Annotated in this window: 22 protein-coding genes; 3 read left to right on the forward strand and 19 right to left on the reverse strand. The window is 43.8% G+C overall.

Annotated elements, in window-relative coordinates; all coding sequences use genetic code 11:
• The first annotated feature begins 6 nt into the window (after positions 1 to 6).
• Positions 7 to 687, forward strand: coding sequence for a response regulator transcription factor (locus ACED42_RS07300; protein WP_009848157.1), 681 nt, complete (start codon positions 7 to 9; stop codon positions 685 to 687).
• A gap of 1 nt (position 688) precedes the next feature.
• Complete coding sequence (locus ACED42_RS07305) at positions 689 to 2,071, forward strand: sensor histidine kinase (protein WP_012602953.1); 1,383 nt, start codon at positions 689 to 691, stop codon at positions 2,069 to 2,071.
• A 15-nt stretch (positions 2,072 to 2,086) separates the two neighbouring features.
• Here ACED42_RS07305 and ACED42_RS07310 read toward each other — a convergent pair whose 3' ends face one another.
• The 14 genes from ACED42_RS07310 to ACED42_RS07375 are packed head-to-tail and all read right to left on the reverse strand — an operon-like array spanning position 2,087 to position 13,581.
• A complete protein-coding gene (locus ACED42_RS07310; RefSeq protein WP_371702011.1) occupies positions 2,087 to 2,728 on the reverse strand; it encodes an OmpA family protein in 642 nt (213 codons plus the stop codon).
• 49 nt (positions 2,729 to 2,777) lie between these two features.
• Positions 2,778 to 4,085 (reverse strand): TadE/TadG family type IV pilus assembly protein, encoded by a 1,308-nt coding sequence (locus ACED42_RS07315; RefSeq protein WP_017096594.1) that lies wholly within the window; start codon positions 4,083 to 4,085, stop codon positions 2,778 to 2,780.
• Positions 4,086 to 4,101: 16 nt separating this feature from the next.
• Positions 4,102 to 4,680 (reverse strand): tight adherence pilus pseudopilin TadF, encoded by a 579-nt coding sequence (gene tadF, locus ACED42_RS07320; protein WP_371702013.1) that lies wholly within the window; start codon positions 4,678 to 4,680, stop codon positions 4,102 to 4,104.
• A complete protein-coding gene (locus ACED42_RS07325; RefSeq protein ID WP_009848152.1) occupies positions 4,655 to 5,140 on the reverse strand; it encodes a TadE/TadG family type IV pilus assembly protein in 486 nt (161 codons plus the stop codon). Before ACED42_RS07325 ends, tadF begins: the two co-directional genes overlap by 26 nt.
• Positions 5,130 to 5,912 (reverse strand): lipopolysaccharide assembly protein LapB, encoded by a 783-nt coding sequence (locus tag ACED42_RS07330; protein WP_009848151.1) that lies wholly within the window; start codon positions 5,910 to 5,912, stop codon positions 5,130 to 5,132. The genes ACED42_RS07325 and ACED42_RS07330 overlap by 11 nt, the downstream gene beginning before the upstream one ends.
• Positions 5,905 to 6,810, reverse strand: coding sequence for a type II secretion system F family protein (locus tag ACED42_RS07335; protein ID WP_012602950.1), 906 nt, complete (start codon positions 6,808 to 6,810; stop codon positions 5,905 to 5,907). Before ACED42_RS07335 ends, ACED42_RS07330 begins: the two co-directional genes overlap by 8 nt.
• On the reverse strand, positions 6,810 to 7,730 hold the full coding sequence (locus tag ACED42_RS07340) for a type II secretion system F family protein (protein WP_371702016.1): 921 nt from the start codon (positions 7,728 to 7,730) through the stop codon (positions 6,810 to 6,812). The genes ACED42_RS07335 and ACED42_RS07340 overlap by 1 nt, the downstream gene beginning before the upstream one ends.
• Before the next feature lie 9 nt (positions 7,731 to 7,739).
• Positions 7,740 to 9,023 carry a CpaF family protein gene (locus ACED42_RS07345; RefSeq protein ID WP_102249193.1) on the reverse strand — a complete coding sequence of 428 codons (1,284 nt, stop codon included), beginning with the start codon at positions 9,021 to 9,023 and terminating at the stop codon, positions 7,740 to 7,742.
• A 9-nt stretch (positions 9,024 to 9,032) separates the two neighbouring features.
• Complete coding sequence (locus ACED42_RS07350) at positions 9,033 to 10,256, reverse strand: P-loop NTPase (protein ID WP_371702018.1); 1,224 nt, start codon at positions 10,254 to 10,256, stop codon at positions 9,033 to 9,035.
• Positions 10,257 to 10,280: 24 nt separating this feature from the next.
• Positions 10,281 to 10,799 carry a hypothetical protein gene (locus ACED42_RS07355; protein WP_371702019.1) on the reverse strand — a complete coding sequence of 173 codons (519 nt, stop codon included), beginning with the start codon at positions 10,797 to 10,799 and terminating at the stop codon, positions 10,281 to 10,283.
• Positions 10,796 to 12,115, reverse strand: a complete 1,320-nt coding sequence (locus tag ACED42_RS07360; RefSeq protein WP_371702021.1) for a type II and III secretion system protein family protein — start codon at positions 12,113 to 12,115, stop codon at positions 10,796 to 10,798. The genes ACED42_RS07355 and ACED42_RS07360 overlap by 4 nt, the downstream gene beginning before the upstream one ends.
• A 10-nt stretch (positions 12,116 to 12,125) precedes the next feature.
• Positions 12,126 to 12,914 carry an RcpC/CpaB family pilus assembly protein gene (locus tag ACED42_RS07365; protein ID WP_017103126.1) on the reverse strand — a complete coding sequence of 263 codons (789 nt, stop codon included), beginning with the start codon at positions 12,912 to 12,914 and terminating at the stop codon, positions 12,126 to 12,128.
• A 7-nt stretch (positions 12,915 to 12,921) separates the two neighbouring features.
• On the reverse strand, positions 12,922 to 13,359 hold the full coding sequence (locus tag ACED42_RS07370) for a prepilin peptidase (RefSeq protein WP_017103127.1): 438 nt from the start codon (positions 13,357 to 13,359) through the stop codon (positions 12,922 to 12,924).
• Positions 13,360 to 13,362: 3 nt separating this feature from the next.
• Positions 13,363 to 13,581, reverse strand: a complete 219-nt coding sequence (locus ACED42_RS07375) for a Flp family type IVb pilin (protein WP_009848142.1) — start codon at positions 13,579 to 13,581, stop codon at positions 13,363 to 13,365.
• A gap of 331 nt (positions 13,582 to 13,912) precedes the next feature.
• Here ACED42_RS07375 and ACED42_RS07380 point away from each other — a divergent pair, with 331 nt between their 5' ends.
• Positions 13,913 to 15,163: a valine--pyruvate transaminase gene (locus tag ACED42_RS07380; RefSeq protein WP_371702023.1), complete on the forward strand. Its 1,251-nt coding sequence runs from the start codon at positions 13,913 to 13,915 to the stop codon at positions 15,161 to 15,163.
• Positions 15,164 to 15,393: 230 nt separating this feature from the next.
• Here the strand turns inward: ACED42_RS07380 and ACED42_RS07385 are convergent, their stop codons facing one another.
• The 5 genes from ACED42_RS07385 to dnaA form a co-directional block, all read right to left on the reverse strand.
• Positions 15,394 to 15,828 (reverse strand): Hsp20 family protein, encoded by a 435-nt coding sequence (locus ACED42_RS07385; protein ID WP_009848140.1) that lies wholly within the window; start codon positions 15,826 to 15,828, stop codon positions 15,394 to 15,396.
• A 504-nt stretch (positions 15,829 to 16,332) separates the two neighbouring features.
• A complete protein-coding gene (gene gyrB / locus ACED42_RS07390) occupies positions 16,333 to 18,750 on the reverse strand; it encodes a DNA topoisomerase (ATP-hydrolyzing) subunit B (RefSeq protein ID WP_371702025.1) in 2,418 nt (805 codons plus the stop codon).
• A gap of 17 nt (positions 18,751 to 18,767) precedes the next feature.
• Positions 18,768 to 19,847, reverse strand: a complete 1,080-nt coding sequence (recF, locus tag ACED42_RS07395; protein ID WP_135445414.1) for a DNA replication/repair protein RecF — start codon at positions 19,845 to 19,847, stop codon at positions 18,768 to 18,770.
• A gap of 74 nt (positions 19,848 to 19,921) precedes the next feature.
• Entirely contained in the window at positions 19,922 to 21,022 is a 1,101-nt protein-coding gene (gene dnaN / locus ACED42_RS07400) for a DNA polymerase III subunit beta (protein ID WP_009848137.1), read from the reverse strand.
• Positions 21,023 to 21,103: 81 nt separating this feature from the next.
• Positions 21,104 to 22,525 carry a chromosomal replication initiator protein DnaA gene (gene dnaA, locus ACED42_RS07405; protein ID WP_009848136.1) on the reverse strand — a complete coding sequence of 474 codons (1,422 nt, stop codon included), beginning with the start codon at positions 22,523 to 22,525 and terminating at the stop codon, positions 21,104 to 21,106.
• Between the last annotated feature and the right edge of the window lie 90 nt (positions 22,526 to 22,615).

Below are 22,615 nucleotides of genomic sequence, written 5' to 3' on the forward strand. Positions count from 1 at the left end.
TATTACATGCTGGTTGTTTTGGTTGAAGATAATGAAATATTGAATCACCACCTATCTTCTCAGCTCAGTGAGCAAGGACATACTGTCCATGCAGATAGAACAGCTTCTGCATGTTTACAAACGATTCAAAAACAGTCCAATACAGATGTGATGATCATTGACCTTGGCCTCCCTGACTTTGATGGCATTACGCTGATCAAGCAAATACGTCGTAAAGAAATTGCAGTCCCAATATTAATCTTAACCGCACGTGGCAACTGGCAAGATAAAGTAGAAGGGCTTAACTCCGGGGCTGATGATTACCTTACCAAGCCCTTCCAATTTGAAGAGCTACACGCTCGCCTTGAGGCGCTTGTTCGTCGCAATCAAGGGTTTTCCGCTTCCCAAATCAAAGCGCAATCGCTCACCTTAGACACTCAAGCCAAACGTATCAGTTACGATGATGCTCTGATTGAACTTACAGCCTTAGAATTTCAAATATTCGAGTACTTAATTCGCCATTGCTTACAAATCGTATCTAAACAACAAATCGCAGACTCCCTTTATGCGCAGGGTGAAAATGTTCAGCTAAACAATATTGAGGTTATCGTTTCACGCTTACGTAAAAAGTTAACGCAATACACTCAAGCTAAGCTGATCAGCACCATTCGCGGGCAAGGTTATCGTTTTGAACTAGAAGCCAAGTAGTATGAAAAGACTGTACAAAACTCAGTTCAGACGTCGGACATTCGCCGTTGCTGCTTCCATTATGATTTCAATGGTACTCACTAGCGCCTGGTTCTACTACAACAGTCAAAAACACCAACTTTTTGAGTACTACTCGAAAAATACCCTTCGAGAATTGCCTGCTGTAATCAATGAACTGCTGTCTTCTGGGGAAATACCGCCATTGACGGAGTGGGATAGGTTCTATGCGAAAGAGTCTCCCAACACTAGCGTCACTCTATGTGATCACAACAATCAACAAGTATGGACATCAGTAAATATTGAAAGACGAGCTAAGCTGCTATCAGAGATAGGCGTCAGCCAATCTCAAGTCAACGAACTGTGTCATGATCTAAATTTCCCCATAGATACTATTCGTTTGGTTGAAAGACCGAATGGCGCCGCTTTTATTGTCCACACAATTCTCTGGAAAGGTTTCCAGGAAAAAAAAGATGGCAGAGTTATCTTTACCCAAAGGGTCGAAGAGAAAATAGAACCCATACATCAGTTAAAATACACCGCGGTTGGAGTGTTAGTGGTTGCGCTTGCTTTGATCAGTGCTCTACTTTTGGTTTTTTATCGTATTAGTTTTGCGCCGTTTACTCGACTAGAGAATGAACTGAATGACATAAAGCAGGGTAAACAAAACCAATTAGCCCAGTCATACCCTGAAGATTTACATAGCGTCACCAGTGCATTGAACGAATTGCTATACCAACAAAAAGAAAATCAGGAGCGTTATAAGCGTTCTCTCAATGATCTCGCCCATAGTTTGAAGACTCGCGTGACAGTTTCTCAAGCATTACTTGATGAAGACTCATCCAAAACAAAGAATGACCAAATCAACCAACAACTGTTAGAAATGGATAGCTTAATTCAGGCACAACTCAAAAGGGCTTCGCTAGGCGTTAAAGGTATAACGACTTCATCGACACCGATAAAACCAATCCTCGACAGCCTAGTAGGCATGTTTACGAAAATCCATGCCGACAAAAAGATCCAATTCATCACTCAGTTTGACGACCAACAGACAGTGCCTCTTAATAAAGATGATCTTATGGAAGTGCTCGGTAACCTATTAGAAAATACTTATCGGTTCGCACAAACCTCTATCGAATTCAAAGCCACTCAAAGCGAACAGCAGATCCTGATTGAGATCTATAATGATGGGCCAGTAATAGATAGCTCGATCAGCCAAACCTTATTTCAACGTGGCGTAAGAGCCGATCAGAAGACCCATGGTACGGGGTTAGGTTTGGCGCTATGTGATGAGATACTCCATAGCTACAAAGGGACAATCTGGTTTGAGCAATCAGATAACCCATCCGTGGGTGTCGTTTTAAAAATACTGCTCCCAACAAGTTAAATTTGTAGGGCAGGGTTAAGAGTGAATATCAACCCTGCGATTGTTATGGCGACCGGATTCAGTCTCGTTACTCTGCACTGGGGTCGCCTCACCTTGTGAACTCACTGTCAGGTCTTCAATACTTACGCCTTGCTCTTTCAAATACCTAACAACAGCATTCGAGCGCTGTAAGCCTAAGCTTAAGTTGTAACTATCACTACCTTTTGAGTCGGTATTCCCCATAACAATAAATTCGGGAGTTTGATGTTCAAGTTTAGCTATAAGTTTTAACAATAAATAACGAGATTTTTGATTCAGTTCATCGTCATCGAAATCAAAAGTCACGCGAGCCAACACCTCACGAGCCAACTTACCTTCTACAAATTTAGTTCGACTTAGTAAGTATTGTGCGCAATCAGCACTTTCTGATACTTGAGTTAACTTATCTTGAATCAGATTTTTAATCGCTTGATTAGCTGTGCTTGCGTTCACTTGCATGAACGGGCCTTGGTGATACATCACTTTCTTCCCCTGACCGATCGTTACCGTCTTCTCAAGTTCAGAGTCGCCCATATGGCAGTAATGATAAAGTAGTTCGTTGGTATCTGGTTTTAAAGGGGCTGCCAGTATAGAAAACGACAGAGTAAATAAAGACATAACAGATATAAGCGTTTTCATTTTTGCTCTCTTAATAATATTCAGTTAATAAAAAGGATGTCACATACCTCTATTGCGCTAAGTGACCCACTTCTTCCGTAATTAATCCCAAAATTTTATTGAGAATGTCTTCCTTGTTTTCAGCCTTATAAACATTATCTCGGCCAACGCAATTACGCAGACCCACGTTTTTATTAAGTTCATAATCGAAACCAATCACTGCCATGCGCGCGTTCATTCGTTCACCATCAGGTGTCATCATTCCTTGGCTTACCCCGCCAATTACCTCTATGTCATCATGCGTATTATCTGCCGAAACTTTGCCGCCGTTGACCATATTAAGAATGTTGCTACACATACCTTTCGACACAAGCTTATTGGTTTGCCCTGCGTAGTGATTCCAATCTTCCCCATCAGACAGAATAATGATCAGCTGCTTTTGGTTCTTCGACATTGAAGTCACAATTTGCCCTGCACGAATAATGCCTTGCAGTGAAGCAGTGCCTCCCCCAGCTTTGAATTTCTTGACCTTTTTAGTGAAGGATGAAAAGTCGGTGGTAAAATAGAGGTCGTAGAACCGTGCATCATCATCGCCATTAGGCACACGCGAGGCTTCTCCTTTAACGATAAATTGTTGAGCTATCGTTTTGTTAAAATTCACCGTATCGTCTTTATCGTATTCACCTTCTCTTGAAACTACCCGCTGATCGCGAACTACTAAGTTATCATTCTTATCTTTATTGATGGTTCGGCGATTAAAACCGGTAAGTGCAACCCGATGAGGGTGCTCTGGATATAGATCGTTATACGCGCCGAGTTCATCAGCCACATCTTCAATAATGTCTTTCAGATCATTTAGCTTAGAATGCCGACCACCACTCCACGAGTCATTCATAGATTCTGAAAAATCGACGATAAAAGTAATGTCTATCGGCTGGCTTTGATAGCGTCGTGCTTTCGATGATCCCGTCACATTGAAGCTATCACCAAAGCCAGAAATCACATCGTTACCAGGAAACCAGGACTTGTGCAGTGTTTGACCCGCAACACGATATTCAAAGTAGCGTGCTTCGCCTCTTTCCGTAGCAGCAATACATTCAGGTATTTCATCACACCCTAGCTTCTTAACTTCAATATCTAGGATCGAGTCCATGTCATATAGATAATGCTGAATATAGCGCTCCGCCAATTGGTGGTCTTGCTCATCTTTTGCTGATACCGCTAGAACAGCCGCTTCTGAAGCTTCCTCTAATCGAGCTTTGGTTTGTAATGCGCGGGCACCATCAGAACCAAGCATAAACACTCCAAACAAAGCTGGGATCATAATGGCAAACAGCATAGCTGCATGGCCAGACTGCTTACGCATAGCGTGTTTCATAACCTTTCTCTTCGCTCTACCTGCCGATCACGACAGAATCAGACATCACGTGAGTAAACTCACGCCCCAAAATACCACCAATCCAATTATCCGATTCATAACAAACCGTCACTCGGTACAGGGGCATTTCTCGACCTCGGTTAGTCACTACCGTCATGGACTCTAATGAATCAATGGTTTGCTTTATTCTGCAGGCAACAACACCGCGTTTTTCACTGATCGCGGGGTTGGGTGTACCCACTTGTTTGAAGCTCAACTCTTCCACCAACAACCCATAGTGTTCCCGTTCAAAATGACCAAAGGTACGCAGTAAGGAATGCTGAGCAATGATATAGATATCATCGACTTCTTTAGTTGTAAGCTGATAATCAGTATCATAAAGTTGGGTTCTCTCTTTAAGTACATTGACCAGTGAATAAGAGAGTCGATCGAGTTTTCCTTTCAATGAAAGCTTGATGATCACGTCACCACTGAAAGCAATCAATAAGCTGAAAAATACAGCGACCATGGCAAACTCAATACTAAAAACCCCCTGCTGCTTACTCTTCAAATTCCCATGCTTTAGGGTTCTAAATTTCAAATTTTGACCTTTCATATTCCTGCACAACAATCATCTCTCTGCTCATTAAATTCTGAGTCGTGAAGAAGTAGCTAAAGATAGGTGAAAAACGGTAGTTAATTCGATAAATGGCAAGCGCTGCGTTATCAGCATCACCACACTCTTTAAATTTTTGACTACCAGAAATACTGCATTGGTCTGTAATACTAGCTAACTCACTCAGGTTTTTAGAGTAGTGAATCGTGACTTGAAAATTGTCGCCATTAACAACCTGATTCCAGATACTGCCTTCTCGGTGCAAAACCTTATCTACCGTATCGAGATAATTTCCTGAGCCCTTTTTAGCTGTGCGAGCCACCTCTGAAACCGCCAAGTCGTTGATCGCCGAAATGTACGAGATATAGCTCATCTCAACCCACGCCATACACATCAACCAAAAAGCAAAAAAGCCCACCGCAAACTCTATGCTCGCGACACCCTTTTGCTTATATCGCATTACCCGCCTCCTCCGATAACGAAAGACCACTGACTGCCAGCGTTTGGCTCTCTAATGAATAAGGAGTGTGGTGGCGCAACGCCTGATAAATTTTTTGGATTTGGTGCTTGCTGTATCTTTCACTCAACACACTTTCGACAAACGGGTAGTGGCCCAACTTAGCCATACTCAACGTCAAGTTTGCCATCATCTGTTCGTTCATCTGACCGCGCTTATACAATGGTAATAAACGCTCCATAGCTGCTTGATAATGCTCTTGCGTAATATCGAGCACAGCCAAATTATTATTCACTGATACCGAGTCATAAAAATGCTCGCGCGCGCGTTCAAAATACCGACGAGATAGATCAAACTGATAGCTGTAACCATAAAACGTTCCCAGTAAATTCTCGGCTGCCGCATGTGTAGCATTTTCCACTAATACTTGTTTAGCACTACTGATCGCTGCTGGGTACTGACCTAATTCACCGTATGCTTTCGCTTGCATCAATAAACTGTTCACACTGGGTTGTGGTTTTTGAGTAACAGGGGCAATGTAAAACAGAGCCGACTCAGCATCGCCCATAGCTAAATATGTATTCGAGAGTTTTTCTCTCACTTCATCAGCGTCGTATTGCTGCAGCTGATTTTTATACAAACGGGTTAACTGAACGTAATTATGTGTTTTTTGATAGATAGCCTCTTTTGACTCATCTTTCTGCCAACTCGCTTGAGTTGAACTGCATGCCGCCAACATTAAAACTAACGTTAGCGCGATTATTTTCTTAAACATTAAGCATCATCCTCATTACCCCCGGAGCGGCAATTACGAATACAATTGGGATCAAGATAAACACGATCAGTGGAATCGACATCTTGGCAGCTAACTTCCCTATTTCTTCTTCCAGCTCTAGCATTTGCACTTCTCGAATATCGCCTGCCAACGTCGTTAACACGTTATAAATCGAGGATCCATGTTGAATGCTCTGCGTCAGCGTCATCACAAAACTACGAACTTCTGGAGATGGAACCTTGCGATACAACTCCTCTAAGGCATTTTCCATTCCGACCAAACGAGCCCGTTGGTTTGTCACCTCCAACAAGCTAGAAAGCTCTTTATCAAAGCTTTTCATTTCAATGGAGAGGTATTTCATTGATGCTTCGATTGTCATGCCGGTTTGGACGCAAATCGCCATTAGGTCAATCAGGTACGGCATTTGACGAGAGATTCGACGTTGACGGTTTTTAGCCATCGAGCTCAAGACTAGGTCAGGCATCACAATAACCACCATAGCCCACCCCGCAGCTATCGCGATCCATGATTCAGACGAAACCTCAAAAAACCAACACACGCCTGCAACAACCACTTGCCCGATAAACAACGCACTGTACTTCAGTGGCATAAACCATTGAGCCCACCGGATGTCACTCACGCCTGCATTAGCAAAGCGCACTGCAATATCACTTTCGGAGGTGACGAAAATAGTCGACATGGGCGTCAACCAACGATTCAGTTTTATTTCTGCCTCTTTTGACTGATCGGCCAATCGATGATGTTTCGCTAAGGCTGCGATACGGTGTTTTTTCTGAGTACACACGACTAACCAATAAAATATGAGCAACAAGCCAAATGCTACGCCGGCCCAGGCGAAAAATAGCCCAACGTTCGAGAAGTTTATTGAAGAAGCCATTACTTCACCTTTTTCATTAACGCCCAGATGATCAGCATGCCGATACTTTCACTTGTGATGAGGTAGTAAAGAATCGGTCTCCCTTCTGGGTGGTGCATTACGAACTCAAAATTTTCAGGACTAAGAAACTGCAAAATAAACAGAAAGAAGAATGGTGTTGCTCCTACAATTTTTGCGGAGATACGAGCCTCTGAAGTAAGAGCAAACTTTTTTCTTTCTACAGCTCTCGCTTCGAACATTTGTCGATTCAGACGTGACATCACCTCTTTTAATTGCCCCCCTCTTTGCATGTTAGCTCGCAAGGTAATGACAAAAAAATGAAACGACGGATACGGAAAGCGACGACAAGATTTACGAAACACATCATCAATCGGCTCGCCTAAATTGAGGCGCTCGCTCATCAGCTTAAACTCTTTACCTACCTCATCTTCAAGTTTCTTCCCTACATACCCAATGCCTCGCCCTATGCTTTCACCCGCACTAAGGGAACTTGCCAGCATGTTCAACGCATCAGGGAAGGTTTCTTCAAAGCGTTTTTTCTCTCGTTTCTGTAAATGGAGATAACCCAAAAACCAAGCGGTAATGAGAGTCAAAGGCAAAATTTCGAACCAAGGTAAGCGCAGTGACATTTGATTAAGAGTGCCGATCGCAAGCAGTGCTACAACAGAAAAAATGACGACCTTACCTAATGCCATTTTTCCAAGTTGGCGCTGTAAGTTATCCCAACGCACATGAAGTTTCTGTTTGAAGTTACGATCAGAAAGACTGGCAAAATTAACCGCTTGTTGCGTAAAACTCAGATCGCTTTTCAGATTACCTTTCGCTTGCTGTGATAAATACTCATCAACAGAGGGAGCTCTATTCGGCTTAAGCGCGACAATCATGAGTATTGCCCCACCCAAAATAATCAACCAATACATGTCTCACTCCTATTGATTGAGTGTCATAGACTCAATCACTTGAGTTAACTTCTGCTCTACACCAAAGAAACGGGCTTTTTCATAAAGCGCAGAACGAGCCATAACACCAGATGTCACATAACTACCTCGAATGCGACCATCAGGGCTGTGAGGTGAAGTTTGGAAAGAGAACAGCTCTTCTAACACCACGTTGCTTCCCTCAATACCGACCACTTCAGTGATATTCATGATCTTTCGAGAACCATCATGCAATCGGCTGACCTGAACGACTAAATCGACCGCGCTTACAATTGAGCGGCGGATCGCTTCTAAGGGCAAATTATTGGTCGCCATCATCACCATTGATTCGACACGAGCCAAAGCATCTCGTGGTGTATTGGCGTGCAACGTAGACATTGAACCATCGTGCCCAGTATTCATGGCTTGCAGCATTTCAAATGCTTCACCACCACGGCATTCACCCACAATAATTCGGTCTGGGCGCATTCGCAGTGAATTAATCACTAAATCTCGAGCGGTAATAGCCCCCGTCCCTTCAATGCCCTCATGACGAGTTTCCATTCGAACAACATGTGACTGCTGAAGCCTTAACTCAGCGGTATCTTCAATAGTGACGGTTCGTTCACCCTCTGATATATGCTGTGATAAAGCATTAAGTAACGTTGTTTTTCCCGATCCCGTACCACCAGATACAAGAATATTGAGTCGGCAACGTGCAGCTAATTGAAGTAAACCTGCCATCTCGGGAGTAAGAGACCCAAATTCAACTAATTCTTCAAAACCAATACTTTGCTTTTGAAACTTACGAATCGAGATTGACGTCCCTTCCAATGTGATAGGAGGAATGACAATATTCACACGGCTACCATCATCTAACCGGGCATCACAAGTAGGAGAAGACTCATCGACCCTGCGCCCAACACGACTAGCGATGCGCTTAGCAATATCAAGCAACTGCTTCTCATCGATAAATCGAACAGGTGCTTTCTCGACTAAGCCATGACGCTCAATATAAACCTGTTGTGGGCCATTGATCATGATGTCGGTGATCGAGTCATCATCCATCAACACCTGCAAAGGCCCGAGGCCAACTAACTCATGTACCATGCTGGTGACATATTCTGATTTTGCCAGTGATGAAATAGATAACTGATCTCGACTCACTAGCATATCAACTGCGCTAGCTAACTGAGCTTCTAACTCTAGACGCGGTAAGCTTTCAATAACACTGGCATCAAGTGCATCAAATATCTGCTTACGCAGTTGTAAATAAATGCGCTGTGCATGTTCCATATCGTCCCCTTACCGTTTTAACCACTGGAAGAATGAAAATGCTGTTTTTTCCGCAACTCTCTCTCCCATCAATAAGGCAACTAACGTTTGCAGTCCGTATTTCATTTCAGAACGTGATTCACTAAGCAGCTCACCTTGAAGTAGGTATTGATTAGCTTTGAAATCAAACACTAAATTCGCGTCTGCCTCTCGACCAAAATACTTAACTACATCCGCCTCACTAATTGACGCTGCGTTATGTGGTCGAGAGCGGTTCATTACCGTCAGTACGACAAGGTTGGGATAATGCACGTCGATTTCAGAACGAATTCGATTCAGCTCTCTTAATGACGATACTGTTGCATCAAATACCAAGACTAAAGCATCTAGTTTCCCCACCGCTTGTCTAAACTCTTCATTGGTTGTCGCAGTGTGAGAATAGTCTTCCACGACAAAAGCATGACTTGAAATCATCTGCTTCTTTAAAGACTGGGTGTATTGGAATAACTCATCACGGCCAAACTCATCTGATTCCACCGCAAGAAGTGACAAATTTTTTTCAATATTTTGTACCAAGCTTGTCGCGATATCATTATCCACTCCTGTAGTAAGGGTGCCTTTTTGAACACTGCGCTTAGTAAACTTCTTAAGCCCTAACATCACGTCAATATTGCTGCCAGTGTAGGTATAGTCGACTAGCAAAGTACTCGCATTTTGATGCTTGGCCAAACGGCGAGATATCTCACACGCTACAAGTGAAGTACCGACCCCACCTTTCACGCCCATGACTGCTATTTGCTTGGCTTTACGATTTGTACTCACGCCTTGTTGTGCTGCGTGGTTACGGGAAACGTTGTGATAAAAATCGATCGTTTCCGCTTCACCCGCTGGCCAAAACAAGTAATAGAAACCCAACTGTCTTAAGGCTCGAATGATGGATATGGTATCTTCACTGCCAATAATGATCACTGACACATGAGGAGGTAAGGTATGAGTCAATAACTGAGCATCAGCGACAATATCTTGGCTTTGATTTAATTCAACAAATACCACTTCAACATCTGGGTATTGCTCTAATCTAGTCACATTTGTGTCTTGGCTGGCGAACGAGCTAGGCTCAATCAACCCTTCAAATCTGAACGATTTTTGGATGAAGTCGCGGCATATCTCGGTTTGGAAAAGCATCGCACAACGATTCTGTTTCTCCGTTTTTTTAGGTTCCGCACTGTTTAGTTTATTCACTAAATCAAACATCTGAAATTCTCTAACAGTTAGTAATTAGATTGCTTTGTGCGGGTTGACCATTGACTGCCAACGGCTCGTGTCCACATTGCACCCTAAGCTTCCATTCCCATACTCGCCGACCCGTTCCTGGCGGCAAATTTCTAGTTTGGTCTTATATGTTGTGACTGAAAGACTTAAGTCAAAGCGACTCTCTAGTGGTAACGGATCTGATGCGCTTGAGTTATGCTCATTTGGGCTATAACCTATTTGACTGTATTCAATCTGACTCGACATAACACCAGCTTGGATTAACTGGCTCACAACCTCTTTATAAAGCGCCTGATTCCCGTTCCCTTTGGTACGTATTTTCCATTGCGCCACCTTTACATTTTTAGGGTAACCCAAGATAAACTCACTCACTTTTCTGGTCACCAACAGGGGTTGGTCAGAGCGAAGTTTAAGCTGATAAGTCACAGGAAAAACTTCAACTTCCGTTCCGCGAGGCTCCGATATACGGTCAACACACCCTGTAATAATGACGGCGGTAAACAAAGTAACCATCAATGATTTCATTGGCTAAACCCTCCAGCAGACAAAACTTCATCAGCCCACTTTTGTTGTGATTGTTCATAGCCACTGCCTAGTCCAAAAAAGCGCTTGAGCGTGCTAGTCTTTTTCATCGTCGGTAATTGGATCTGCTCCGCTTTGACTGGTTGAACTAAATTAACGGTCGCTACAATGACTAACTCAGTTTTACTACGTTCGGTTCCTGTATGGCGAAACAAAGCACCGATAATAGGTATATCACCAATGTAGGGAATTCGAGTCAGTGACTCTTTCTCTTCACTGTTAAGCAACCCACCAAGAACGAAGCTTTGTCCATCCCCCAGTTCCACGGTTGTCTGGGCGCGTCGTGTTCTTAATGCTGGTAAATCAAAGTTGTCACTGCTGTAACTACCATCTAGGGAGCTAACCTCTGGTGTCAGTGCTAGCTTAATTTTGTCATCTCGAAGCACCTTAGTCAGTAATTCCAGTCGCACACCGAATTCCTTATATTCAACGTTGGTTGCACCATCTATAACCGTCACAACGGGCAGTTCTCCACCCACTAAGAAACTCGCTTTCTCACCTGAAATCACCGACAAATTAGGTTCAGCTAGAACTTGACCAACGCTATCGGTACCTAAAGCTGAAATAACAGAGACAATATCGCTAGCACTAAAATGAGTAAGTTGATCCACAAATATGCCGGGCGTACCATTGCTGCCCATCTTGATGCCGAAGTCTTGCATAAAAGAGTGCGATACCTCTGCAATGGTCAACTTAACGTTCACCTGCTTAGTCGCTGATATTTCGATATTATTCACGACGCCTGCGTAATTAAGTTGAGTCATAAAACCCACATCAATGTCGTCACTCTCTTCATCACTCATTTGAAAAGAGGTTGAGTTCGCTGTTTTCCCCAAAAGCTCACCCACCAACTGGTGAATGTTATCCTTTTCCTGTTCATTAGCGACGACACCACTCAGAACAACGTTCTCACCGATGCCTGCTACAAACACTTCCGCATCGGGAAATAACACATCAATTTGTTGCTCTATTTCGCGATAACTTTTATTCACCAACAATAAGCGGTTAAATAATTCACGTCCTTTCGCATCAAATGCGATAAACGAGGCAGATCCTATATTCTTCCCAAACACCACGACCTTATTACTATCAATCACTTGGTAATCTGCAATATTCTTCCCTGAGATAAAAACAGAAGCGATTTCCCCTCGAATCGAAAAGGTTTTAGCTTCTCCCTGAGCTAAATTAGTCGAGCCTTGAGCCAAAACCTCGAATGGAAGCAGCAGAACCAATACTAAAGTCAACATTGTTGTTTTCATGGTTAACGCCCTACTCAAAACGGTATTCACGAATTCCACCAGTGCCGCCACTGCTTGGAATGATGTCTGAAGAATCAGCTTCTAGATCATCAGAAAATTCCTTACCCAATGATTTATGCACGGCCACTTCTGCAATCCGCTGTGCCACCGTGAGTTGTGCCAGTTGTTGATTGGTCACTTGTAAGATCAATGTCACCTGAGTCTCTTTTTCCAACGTTAACGTGCTCACTGCTTTTTCTGACGTCACCATGTCCAAAACCGGTATTTGGGCCAGTAATGGCACCATAGTGAGATGTTGAATATCTGACACCGTATCCTCACTTGATAAGTTCTGATCCGGCGTTGAAAGAACAGATATATCGACTAAATCTCCGACTGCGATGGTGCCACCTAGTACATCTCTTCCCGGTACCGTAACGTTATAAGGCACAAATCCAGGGCGGATCACCGCCTGTAAGTACTGACTGTCTCCGGGAGATGTCAACATATTCAAGTCCACCAGCTCATATGCGGCAATGTCATGCACTGCGAATTGAGGAGCATTCCAATCTAACTCAATGTTTCGATCGATTCCCAATAGCGCTGCACGAGCTTCAGGCAAGTACTCTATAACGAAGTCGCTACGCTTCAGCTGCTGACCTTTCACTGCCGGGTGAGTTAATTTCCATACCTTAAAAGTCACTTCTATAATGGGTTCTTCAGGCTGAACGGGGAAAGTATCCATCGGTACATTCACCACACCATAGAGGCCTATAGATATAGCGAGAAACGCTAAGCCAAGAATGATTTTGGAGTTCATGATTCACCTATAACGATGCAGCTATACCTAGTAGGCTTCCTAGACAAATAGGTACCCCATAAGGAACGCCTCTATTTATCCACTCAGAATTACCAGTTGTTTTTCCTAATACCCACTGAGTAATCGCTAGGGTTCCACCTGCAAATAAAATCACATTAACCGCCAACAACATCATATTGGGCGATACCATTAAACTGAACACAGCCAATAATTTACTGTCTCCAGCAGCTATAACATTGAAATAAAATAAAACTGCGCCGACGGCTAACACTATGAAAAAATTATAAAACTGCTCAAACTTTTCGGTTTGACAGATATAAAAAACACCCAAGAGAGCAACAGCTACCACCACTCCATTAGGTATTATTCGGTATCGGATATCTTGATAACTGACGATTGCAGCCATGGTGGCTAAGGGAATTAACCACCACAGTTTATGAGGCATTAATTAACCTACACTTGGCGACGAATTAGCGGCTTCAATATTATTAGTGATGGTTGTGATGGCACCTTCTAAAGCTTCACGAAGAGAGTCGTTAAATACAGCCAATACGATTGCTGACATACACACACCTAGGATTGCGTATTCAATCGCTGTAACACCACGTTGATCATTATTAAAAGATTGAATAAATAGCTGAGTTCTAACAAATAAATTAGTTAACATTCGTTTCTCCAAAAGATAGATAGGTTGTTTTTTCTTCGGAGGAAATAATATTCAGTGCGCTATTTTTGAGCAATCCAAGAGTGACCTTCCTCACATTGCTCTGACATTTGCCGTCGTTCTATTCAGTTTGAGTTCAGTTTAAAGTGAAAAAAGTGATTAAACGGGAGTGGTGAGAAGAGAAGTTTTTTCCGTGTGAGGGCAATTCGTGCTTTGCGCCGCAAAAACATTGCGGTATGTTCAAAGATTACCCACTGTAACCCGCCACGCTCGGGTTCATAAGATTGATCATAATCTACGAATAATAATCACAATGAATTAGGTATACGAAGCAATGCAATTCTCAAAGTTTGGTGAAAAGTTTAATCGATACTCTGGAATCACTCGTTTAATGGATGATTTAAATGATGGCCTGCGCACTCCTGGTGCAATCATGCTCGGTGGTGGTAACCCAGCCGCTATCCCAGCCATGCTCGATTACTTTAACCAAGCCAGTGCCGACATGCTCGCCAGTGGAGAACTCATCGCCGCCCTCGCCAACTACGATGGTCCGCAGGGCAAAGACAGCTTCATTAAGTCGTTAGCGGCGATGCTGAAAGAGACCTATGGTTGGGACATCAGCGAGAAGAACATCAGCCTGACTAATGGCAGTCAGAGTGGCTTCTTTTACCTATTCAACCTGTTAGCGGGTCAACAGCCAGACGGTTCACACAAGAAAATCCTACTGCCGATCGCACCGGAATACATCGGCTACGGCGATGCGGGCATTGATGACGATATTTTTATCTCTTACCACCCAGAGATCGAACTACTTGAAAACAGACAGTTCAAATACCACGTCGATTTTGAACAGCTAAAAGTTGATGACTCGGTCGCGGCTATCTGTGCCTCTCGCCCAACCAACCCAACCGGTAACGTACTGACCGACGAAGAAGTGCGTAAACTGGATAAACTAGCGCGTGAAAACAACATCCCGCTACTGATCGATAATGCTTACGGCCTGCCGTTTCCAAACATCATCTTTGAAGATGTGGAACCGTTCTGGAATGAAAACACCATTCTGTGCATGAGCTTATCTAAGCTTGGTTTGCCGGGTGTACGTTGCGGTATCGTGATTGCGAGCGAAGAAGTAACCCAAGCTCTGACTAACATGAATGGCATTATCAGCTTAGCGCCGAGCAGTGTTGGGCCGGCAATTGCCAATCATATGATTGAAAAAGGCGATTTATTGCGATTGAGCAGTGAAGTAATCAAACCTTTCTATAAAGACAAATCTCTACGTGCGGTTGAGCTTTTACAAGAAGCGATCGACGACCCTCGCTTCCGTATCCACAAGCCTGAAGGCGCGATTTTCTTATGGCTATGGTTTGATGAACTGCCGATTACCACCATGGAGCTGTACGACCGCCTCAAAGCTCGTGGCGTATTGATTGTTCCGGGTGAATACTTCTTTATCGGCCAAGAAGACGAGTGGGATCATGCTCACCAGTGCTTACGCATGAACTACGTACAAGATGATGAGGCGATGCAAAAAGGCATTTCAATCATTGCTGAAGAAGTGAAAAAGGCTTACTCAGAACAGTAATCTGAGCTTTTAGCTTACTGTAACCCAAATACAAAAAGAGCACCGACCTTCTTCAAGGTACTGGTGCTCTTTCACTTCTACTTCCCGATAATGTTTGTCACTTGAATACCCTAAATAATTGGGGGTTCAGCTAGGCGACTAGAAAATTCAGCCCTATGAGCATAGGGAACCTATGTAATTAGGGGGAATTTACGACGTCAACAACGCTGTAGCTTCAAGTATGACGGGTATTAGCCTTCTAGTAGGCTATTACCGTTGATAGCAATCTTACGTGGTTGCATCGCTTCTGGAATTTCGCGTTCTAGGTCGATGTGAAGAAGACCATTTTCCATGCTTGCCCCTACCACTTTTACGTAGTCTGCCAGTTGGAATTTACGCTCGAAATCACGCTCTGCGATACCTTGGTATACGAAGGTTTTCTCTGCTTCTGCTTTACGCTCACCTTTAACAATTAGCATGTTCTCTTTCTGAGTAAGATCTAATTGGTCATCAGCAAAACCAGCAACGGCCATAGTAATACGGTAGTTGTTCTCGTCTTTTTGCTCGATGTTGTATGGAGGGTAACCGCCAGAAGAGTTCTTCGATGTGTTCGCTTCCATCATGTTGAATAGACGATCGAAGCCGATTGCGTTGCGGTAAAGTGGAGTGAAATCTACAGTTCTCATAATGCTATCCTTTTAGTAAGCAATAGTCTTAGCTGTAATTTTTACTGAGATCGAACCTGTGAATGATTCAGTAAACAGCTAAGGGATTCAGTTCGCATTCCACGGGTTTCACCTCGTTTGATGACAACTCTGGGACATGACAATAAATCAATTTTTAAATTGTGTGCTGCCAAAGTTATCCTCTATTGAGCGATACTCTAGCAACGATTATGAAGGTTCTGTTTCTTCTCTTGTAGAGCAAGACAGTCATTCTCTTCACAACTAGATATGTGGATTGAGCAAATCAGTTTCAAGCGCTTATTTTCAATTATTTTTCCAATCCAATATTTTTCAATCACTTAAAAACAAAAAAGACCGCCATTTTTGGCAGTCTTTTTAACAACAAATTTAGTTTTTTGAGACGAAGCTATTTCGTTTTAGTTCAAAGAAGAGGCGCGGAGCATACGAATGTATGTGAGCACCTCTGACACAGAAATTAAGCGAAAGAGCGAAGTATCAAAGATACTAAACGTCTAGATTTGCTACTTTAAGTGCGTTTTCTTCGATGAAGTTACGACGCGGTTCTACTTGGTCGCCCATCAATGTTGTAAACAACAGATCAGCACCAACAGCATCTTCAATCGTTACTTGCATCATACGACGAGTTTCAGGATCCATTGTCGTTTCCCAAAGTTGATCAGGGTTCATCTCACCTAGACCTTTGTATCGTTGTAGGCTTAGACCACGACGAGACTCTTTCACTAACCAGTTCAGAGCTTCAACGAAACTAGACACTTCTTGAGTACGCTCGCCACGCTTAATGTAAGCACCTTCTTCAATCAGGCCATCAAGTGCTTCAGAAAGATCCGCTAGCTTGCCAAACTCTTTCGAGTTAATCAGATCAATGCTCAGCACGTGCTCATGAGTTACACCATGAGTACGAACCACAATCTTAGGAACGCTTAAATCTAGCTCTTCGTGCTTTTCAACTTCAAGGCTGTATTGGCTTGCACCCGCTTCTTTACCGTTTAGCTGCTCTACTAGCTGCTTACCCCAAGCTTCAACCACCGCATCATCATGACACTGCTCAGCGGTTAGGCGAGGAACGTAAATCAGTTCGTGAACCAATGCGCGTGGGTAGCGGCGGCTCATACGATCAACGAGCTTGATGCCTGCATTGTATTGCTGAACAAGCTTCTCTAAGCCTTCACCGGCAAACGCAGGTGCTTCAGGGTTTACGTGCAGTTCTGCATTGTCTAAAGCCAAAGATACTTGATACTGGTTCATCGCATCTTCATCTTTGATGTACTGCTCTTGCTTACCCTTCTTCACTTTGTAAAGTGGCGGTTGAGCAATGTAGATGTAACCACGTTCAATCAGCTCAGGCATTTGACGGTAGAAGAACGTCAGTAGCAGTGTACGGATGTGAGAACCATCGACATCGGCATCGGTCATGATGATGATGTTGTGGTAACGCAGTTTATCTGGGTTGTATTCATCACGGCCAATACCACAACCAAGGGCTGTGATTAGCGTTGCGACTTCTTGAGAAGACAGCATTTTATCGAAACGCGCTTTCTCTACGTTAAGGATTTTACCTTTAAGCGGTAGGATTGCTTGGTTCTTACGGTTACGCCCCTGCTTGGCTGATCCGCCAGCAGAGTCTCCTTCCACAATGTATAGTTCAGACTGAGCAGGATCTTTTTCCTGACAGTCAGCTAGTTTACCTGGAAGACCGGCTAAATCTAATGCGCCTTTACGACGAGTCATCTCACGAGCTTTACGCGCTGCATCACGAGCACGCGCTGCATCGATAATTTTAGAACAAACGATTTTCGCTTCACCTGGGTTCTCAATTAGGAACTCAGATAGCTTCTCACCCATCGTAGACTCAACGGCAGACTTCACTTCTGAAGAAACCAGCTTGTCTTTCGTTTGGCTTGAGAACTTAGGATCTGGCACTTTCACCGAAACAATCGCCGTCAAACCTTCACGAGCATCATCACCTGATGTTGAAGTCTTCGCTTTCTTCGAGAAGCCTTCTTTATCCATGAAGCTGTTCAGAGTACGCGTTAGTGCAGCACGGAAACCCGCTAAGTGAGCACCACCATCGCGTTGAGGGATGTTGTTAGTGAAACAGTAGATGTTTTCTTGGTAACCATCGTTCCACTGCATTGCAACTTCAACGGTAATGCCGTCATCACGCTCTGAATCAAAGTGGAAAATCTTTTGGATGATTGGTGTTTTATTGGTATTAAGGTGTTCAACAAACGCTTGGATACCGCCTTCGTATTCGAAGTGATCCATTTTGTCTTCTTCACGCTTATCAATTAGCTTAATTGATACACCTGAGTTCAAGAATGATAGCTCACGTAGACGCTTAGCTAAAATGTCGTAATGGAACTCGATGTTAGTGAAGGTTTCTTCACTCGGCCAGAAACGAATCTCTGTACCGGTTTTATCCGTATCACCGATAACCGCTAGTGGCGCTTGAGGCTCACCGTGGCTGTAAGTTTGAGTGTGGATTTTGCCACCGCGGTGGATAGTAAGAGTAACTTGCTTAGAAAGTGCGTTAACTACTGAAACACCAACACCGTGCAGACCACCAGATACCTTGTACGAGTTATCATCGAACTTACCACCAGCGTGAAGAACCGTCATGATTACTTCTGCTGCTGATACTTTTTCTTCTGGGTGCAATTCTGTTGGAATACCACGGCCGTCATCGCTTACAGACACTGAGCTATCTTCATGGATAGTTACAATGATGTCATTACAGTGACCAGCTAGCGCTTCATCAATAGAGTTATCTACCACCTCAAAAACCATGTGGTGCAGACCGGTACCATCATCCGTGTCGCCAATGTACATTCCAGGACGCTTACGTACCGCATCCAGACCCTTCAGTACTTTAATACTCGATGAATCGTAATTATCTGACATAGTTACTCTCTGACTAATTATCCTTGCTCTATTTTGCCATGTTCCACATGAAACATCCTGCTATTTTCGTCATGCATATCTGCAATCTGATCAGCGGTAATAGAGCTTACAAAAACTTGAGCCTGGGTCGCCTTTAAACACTCAGCAAGACGTGCTCGGCGTTGGCTATCTAATTCGGAAGCAAAGTCATCTATCAAATAGATGCACTGCTTACCTGTCATTTGAGTGAGGTGTTGCCCTTGTGCTACTCGCAGCGCGCACACCATCAACTTCAATTGACCTCGTGACAAGACATCTTCCACTGGAGTGCCGTTCACTTTTATCTTCAGATCCGCTTTGTTTGGCCCACTAAAGGTGTAACCAAGCTGCTGATCCCTTTCAAAATTCTTTTCTAAAATATCGGCATATGGGGTGTCTTTGTCCCAACCACGATAATAGTTAATCTTTATCTCAAACTCAGGAAGGAAGGTCGCACAGATTTCTTCGGCGACTTCTTTAAGCTGTTCAACGTAAGTGGCACGCCACTGGCTGATACTTTCCGCTAAACGGGCCAACTCTTGGTCCCAATAGCTCAGTTCTCGATAGTTTGTTGCCGTTTTCAATAAGGCGTTTCGCTGCTTATTGAGGCGCTTTACCCTGCCCCATGCATCATAAAAGCCGGACTCACTGTGGAAGACTCCCCAATCAATAAATGCGCGGCGATGCTTAGGTCCATCGGTTAGTAAATCAAACCCTTCCGGGTGAATCAACTGCAAAGGTAAAACCTGAGCTAACTGAGCCAATTTTTGCCCAGTTTGACCGCTTATTTTAACCTCTGTTGTGCCATCGCGCTGCTTATTAATGCCAATTGGCAGCTCAAATTGATCCGAGGTCATAAAACGGCCATGTACAAACAGCTCACTGCACTCGTTTTGTATGATACGGCCGGTGAGTGAACTCTTAAATGAGCGACCATGTCCGAGCAGATATACCGCTTCAAGGACACTGGTTTTTCCGCTCCCGTTAGCCCCTATAAGAAAGTTAAAGCCTGATGACGGTTGAATGTCACAGGCTTCTATATTTCTAAACTGCTTAACGATTAAGCGCGATAAAGGCATAACGTCTTCATATTAATCTTCAATCACGACTCGATAGGTAAACGTTGTTGATCAGTAAACATCACAAACAACGCTTATAAGCGAATAGGCATAACAACGTACATCGCGCTGTCGTCTTGTGCGTTCTCGATAAGAGCACTCGCATTGGCGTCTGACATTGAGATGCGAACTTGCTCACAACGTAGTGTGTTCAGAACATCCAACACGTAGCTTACGTTGAAACCAATCTCTAGTGCATCACCATCAAAGGTTACGTCTAGCACTTCTTCCGCTTCTTCTTGCTCTGGGTTGTTCGCGGTAATACGCATCTCGCTATCTACAAGATTAACGCGAACACCACGGAATTTTTCATTCGACAGAATCGCAGCACGAGAAAATGCTGAACGTAATTCATCACAACCAGCTTCAAGTGTCTTGGTAGTATTTTGCGGCATTACGCGGCGATAATCAGGGAAACGACCATCAACCAGCTTAGAAGTGAAGACATAGTTGTTCACTTCAGCACGCACATTAGAGTTACCAATCTGCAGCGTTACCGGTTGCTCTGGTGCATCCAGTAGCTTCACTAACTCTTGCACACCTTTACGAGGAACAATGATCTGCTTCTGAGCAAAATCGGCACCCAATTGTGCTTGAGATACCGCCATACGGTGACCATCAGTTGCGACACTTCGTAGGATTGAACCTTCAATCTCAAACAACATACCGTTGAGGTAATAACGAACATCTTGGTTCGCCATTGAGAATTGGGTTTTCTCGATAAGACCGCGTAGCTCAGCTTGTGTCACTGACACTTCAACTTCACTGCTCCAGTCTTCAATGTTTGGAAAATCTGCCGCAGGTAATGTTGCTAATGAGAAGCGGCTACGACCAGAACGAACCTGAATACGGTCGCCATCCAATACCACAGTGATCACTGAGCTGTCTGGCAAGCCACGACAGATATCTAGGAATTTACGTGAAGGTACAGTAATGCTGCCCGCTTCGAAATCACCTTCAAGCGTTACACGGCTGATCAGTTCAACTTCTAGATCCGTTGCTGTCATCGACAACACGTTATCTTCTACTTTAATCAGTAGATTTCCTAGAATTGGAAGCGTTGGCCTGCCACCGAGTGCGCCAGATACTTGTTGTAATGGCTTAATCAGGTGACTACGTTCAATGGTAAATTTCATATCTTGCTCTTACGGTCTAAATGGCACTGCGTAATAGTACGTGGCCAAGATTCTGCTTATTAAGGTTAAGAATACTGTGTATTAAGAAGAAAGGGTACGAATCAAGTTCGAATAATCTTCTTTAATGTCGTGGCTCTCTTCACGCAACTGAGCAATCTTACGACAAGCATGCAGTACGGTCGTGTGGTCACGGCCACCGAATGCATCGCCAATCTCAGGCAAGCTGTGGTTAGTTAATTCTTTAGCCAGTGCCATCGCCAGTTGGCGTGGACGAGCAACAGAACGAGAACGACGTTTAGATAATAGATCAGCAACTTTGATTTTGTAGTATTCAGCGACTGTCTTTTGAATATTATCAATAGTGACCAGTTTTTCTTGCAAGGCAAGTAAGTCACGCAGTGCTTCACGCACGAAATCGATCGTGATCGGACGGCCAGTGAAGTTTGCATTCGCAATAACACGGTTCAATGCGCCTTCTAGCTCACGAACGTTAGAGCGTAAACGCTTAGCAATAAAGAATGCCACTTCATCCGCAAGGTGAATTTGGTGGTCTTCGGCTTTCTTCATTAAGATCGCAACACGAGTCTCAAGCTCAGGAGGCTCAATCGCTACCGTCAAACCCCAGCCGAAGCGAGATTTAAGACGATCCTCTACCCCGTTGATCTCTTTTGGATAACGGTCAGAGGTTAGGATGATCTGTTGGTTGCCTTCAAGCAGCGCATTAAAGGTATGGAAGAACTCTTCTTGAGAGCGCTCTTTATTTGCGAAAAATTGGATATCATCGATAAGCAAAGCATCAACACTACGGTAGTAGCGCTTAAATTCTTCAATCGCGTTATTTTGTAACGCCTTCACCATATCCTGAACAAAACGCTCAGAATGCATGTAAACCACTTTCGCATTCGGCTTATTATCAACAATGGCATTACCCACCGCATGCAACAAGTGTGTCTTACCTAAACCGGTGCCACCGTATAAAAACAACGGGTTATAGGCTGTTCCTGGATTATCAGAAACCTGACGTGCCGCCGCTAAACCCAATTGGTTTGATTTACCCTCAACAAAGTTATTGAACTTATGTTTTGGGTTTACGTTTGAACGGTGGTTAAGATCAACCGCTACAGGCTCTTCATCACGCCAGATATTGTGAACAGGCTTACGAGCTTGTAACTGCGCAGGTGCTGACGATTCAGCGGCCACATCAGCGGCTGTGCGGGTACGAGCTGGGGCGATAGTCTCAGATTTTGGAGCCGTAACTCGTTTGTTCCCAATTTCAAAATGAAGATGCGGGATATCATTACCACAATATTCTTGTAGCAAACGGTTAATGCTATTTAGGTACTTATCGCGCACCCAATCGAGTACAAATCGGTTTGGTGCAAATAGAGTTAGAGTATTACCATTGAGCTCCGCTTGTAACGGACGTACCCACATACTGAACTCTGTAGCTGGTAACTCTTCTTGAAGCTGTTGCAAGCATTGCAACCAAAGCGAAGATGACACGGTGCCCCACTCTATTTAAGTTATATGAAATGACCGTTAATTTTACCTGTTGATAAGTCAGATCACCAGCAATTGATCACAGATCCAGTG

This window comes from Vibrio sp. FF145 (genome assembly GCF_041439075.1).
In the GTDB taxonomy this organism is placed as follows: domain Bacteria; phylum Pseudomonadota; class Gammaproteobacteria; order Enterobacterales; family Vibrionaceae; genus Vibrio; species Vibrio tasmaniensis_A.

Excerpts from the sequence above, each read along its gene's own strand:
- ACED42_RS07300 (WP_009848157.1), top strand. The coding sequence starts at position 7 with ATGCTGGTTGTTTTGGTTGAAGATAATGAAATATTGAATCACCACCTA.
- ACED42_RS07305 (WP_012602953.1), top strand. The coding sequence starts at position 689 with ATGAAAAGACTGTACAAAACTCAGTTCAGACGTCGGACATTCGCCGTT.
- ACED42_RS07310 (WP_371702011.1), bottom strand. The coding sequence starts at position 2,728 with ATGAAAACGCTTATATCTGTTATGTCTTTATTTACTCTGTCGTTTTCT.
- ACED42_RS07315 (WP_017096594.1), bottom strand. The coding sequence starts at position 4,085 with ATGAAACACGCTATGCGTAAGCAGTCTGGCCATGCAGCTATGCTGTTT.
- tadF (WP_371702013.1), bottom strand. The coding sequence starts at position 4,680 with ATGAAAGGTCAAAATTTGAAATTTAGAACCCTAAAGCATGGGAATTTG.
- ACED42_RS07325 (WP_009848152.1), bottom strand. The coding sequence starts at position 5,140 with ATGCGATATAAGCAAAAGGGTGTCGCGAGCATAGAGTTTGCGGTGGGC.
- ACED42_RS07330 (WP_009848151.1), bottom strand. The coding sequence starts at position 5,912 with ATGTTTAAGAAAATAATCGCGCTAACGTTAGTTTTAATGTTGGCGGCA.
- ACED42_RS07335 (WP_012602950.1), bottom strand. The coding sequence starts at position 6,810 with ATGGCTTCTTCAATAAACTTCTCGAACGTTGGGCTATTTTTCGCCTGG.
- ACED42_RS07340 (WP_371702016.1), bottom strand. The coding sequence starts at position 7,730 with ATGTATTGGTTGATTATTTTGGGTGGGGCAATACTCATGATTGTCGCG.
- ACED42_RS07345 (WP_102249193.1), bottom strand. The coding sequence starts at position 9,023 with ATGGAACATGCACAGCGCATTTATTTACAACTGCGTAAGCAGATATTT.
- ACED42_RS07350 (WP_371702018.1), bottom strand. The coding sequence starts at position 10,256 with ATGTTTGATTTAGTGAATAAACTAAACAGTGCGGAACCTAAAAAAACG.
- ACED42_RS07355 (WP_371702019.1), bottom strand. The coding sequence starts at position 10,799 with ATGAAATCATTGATGGTTACTTTGTTTACCGCCGTCATTATTACAGGG.
- ACED42_RS07360 (WP_371702021.1), bottom strand. The coding sequence starts at position 12,115 with ATGAAAACAACAATGTTGACTTTAGTATTGGTTCTGCTGCTTCCATTC.
- ACED42_RS07365 (WP_017103126.1), bottom strand. The coding sequence starts at position 12,914 with ATGAACTCCAAAATCATTCTTGGCTTAGCGTTTCTCGCTATATCTATA.
- ACED42_RS07370 (WP_017103127.1), bottom strand. The coding sequence starts at position 13,359 with ATGCCTCATAAACTGTGGTGGTTAATTCCCTTAGCCACCATGGCTGCA.
- ACED42_RS07375 (WP_009848142.1), bottom strand. The coding sequence starts at position 13,581 with ATGTTAACTAATTTATTTGTTAGAACTCAGCTATTTATTCAATCTTTT.
- ACED42_RS07380 (WP_371702023.1), top strand. The coding sequence starts at position 13,913 with ATGCAATTCTCAAAGTTTGGTGAAAAGTTTAATCGATACTCTGGAATC.
- ACED42_RS07385 (WP_009848140.1), bottom strand. The coding sequence starts at position 15,828 with ATGAGAACTGTAGATTTCACTCCACTTTACCGCAACGCAATCGGCTTC.
- gyrB (WP_371702025.1), bottom strand. The coding sequence starts at position 18,750 with ATGTCAGATAATTACGATTCATCGAGTATTAAAGTACTGAAGGGTCTG.
- recF (WP_135445414.1), bottom strand. The coding sequence starts at position 19,847 with ATGCCTTTATCGCGCTTAATCGTTAAGCAGTTTAGAAATATAGAAGCC.
- dnaN (WP_009848137.1), bottom strand. The coding sequence starts at position 21,022 with ATGAAATTTACCATTGAACGTAGTCACCTGATTAAGCCATTACAACAA.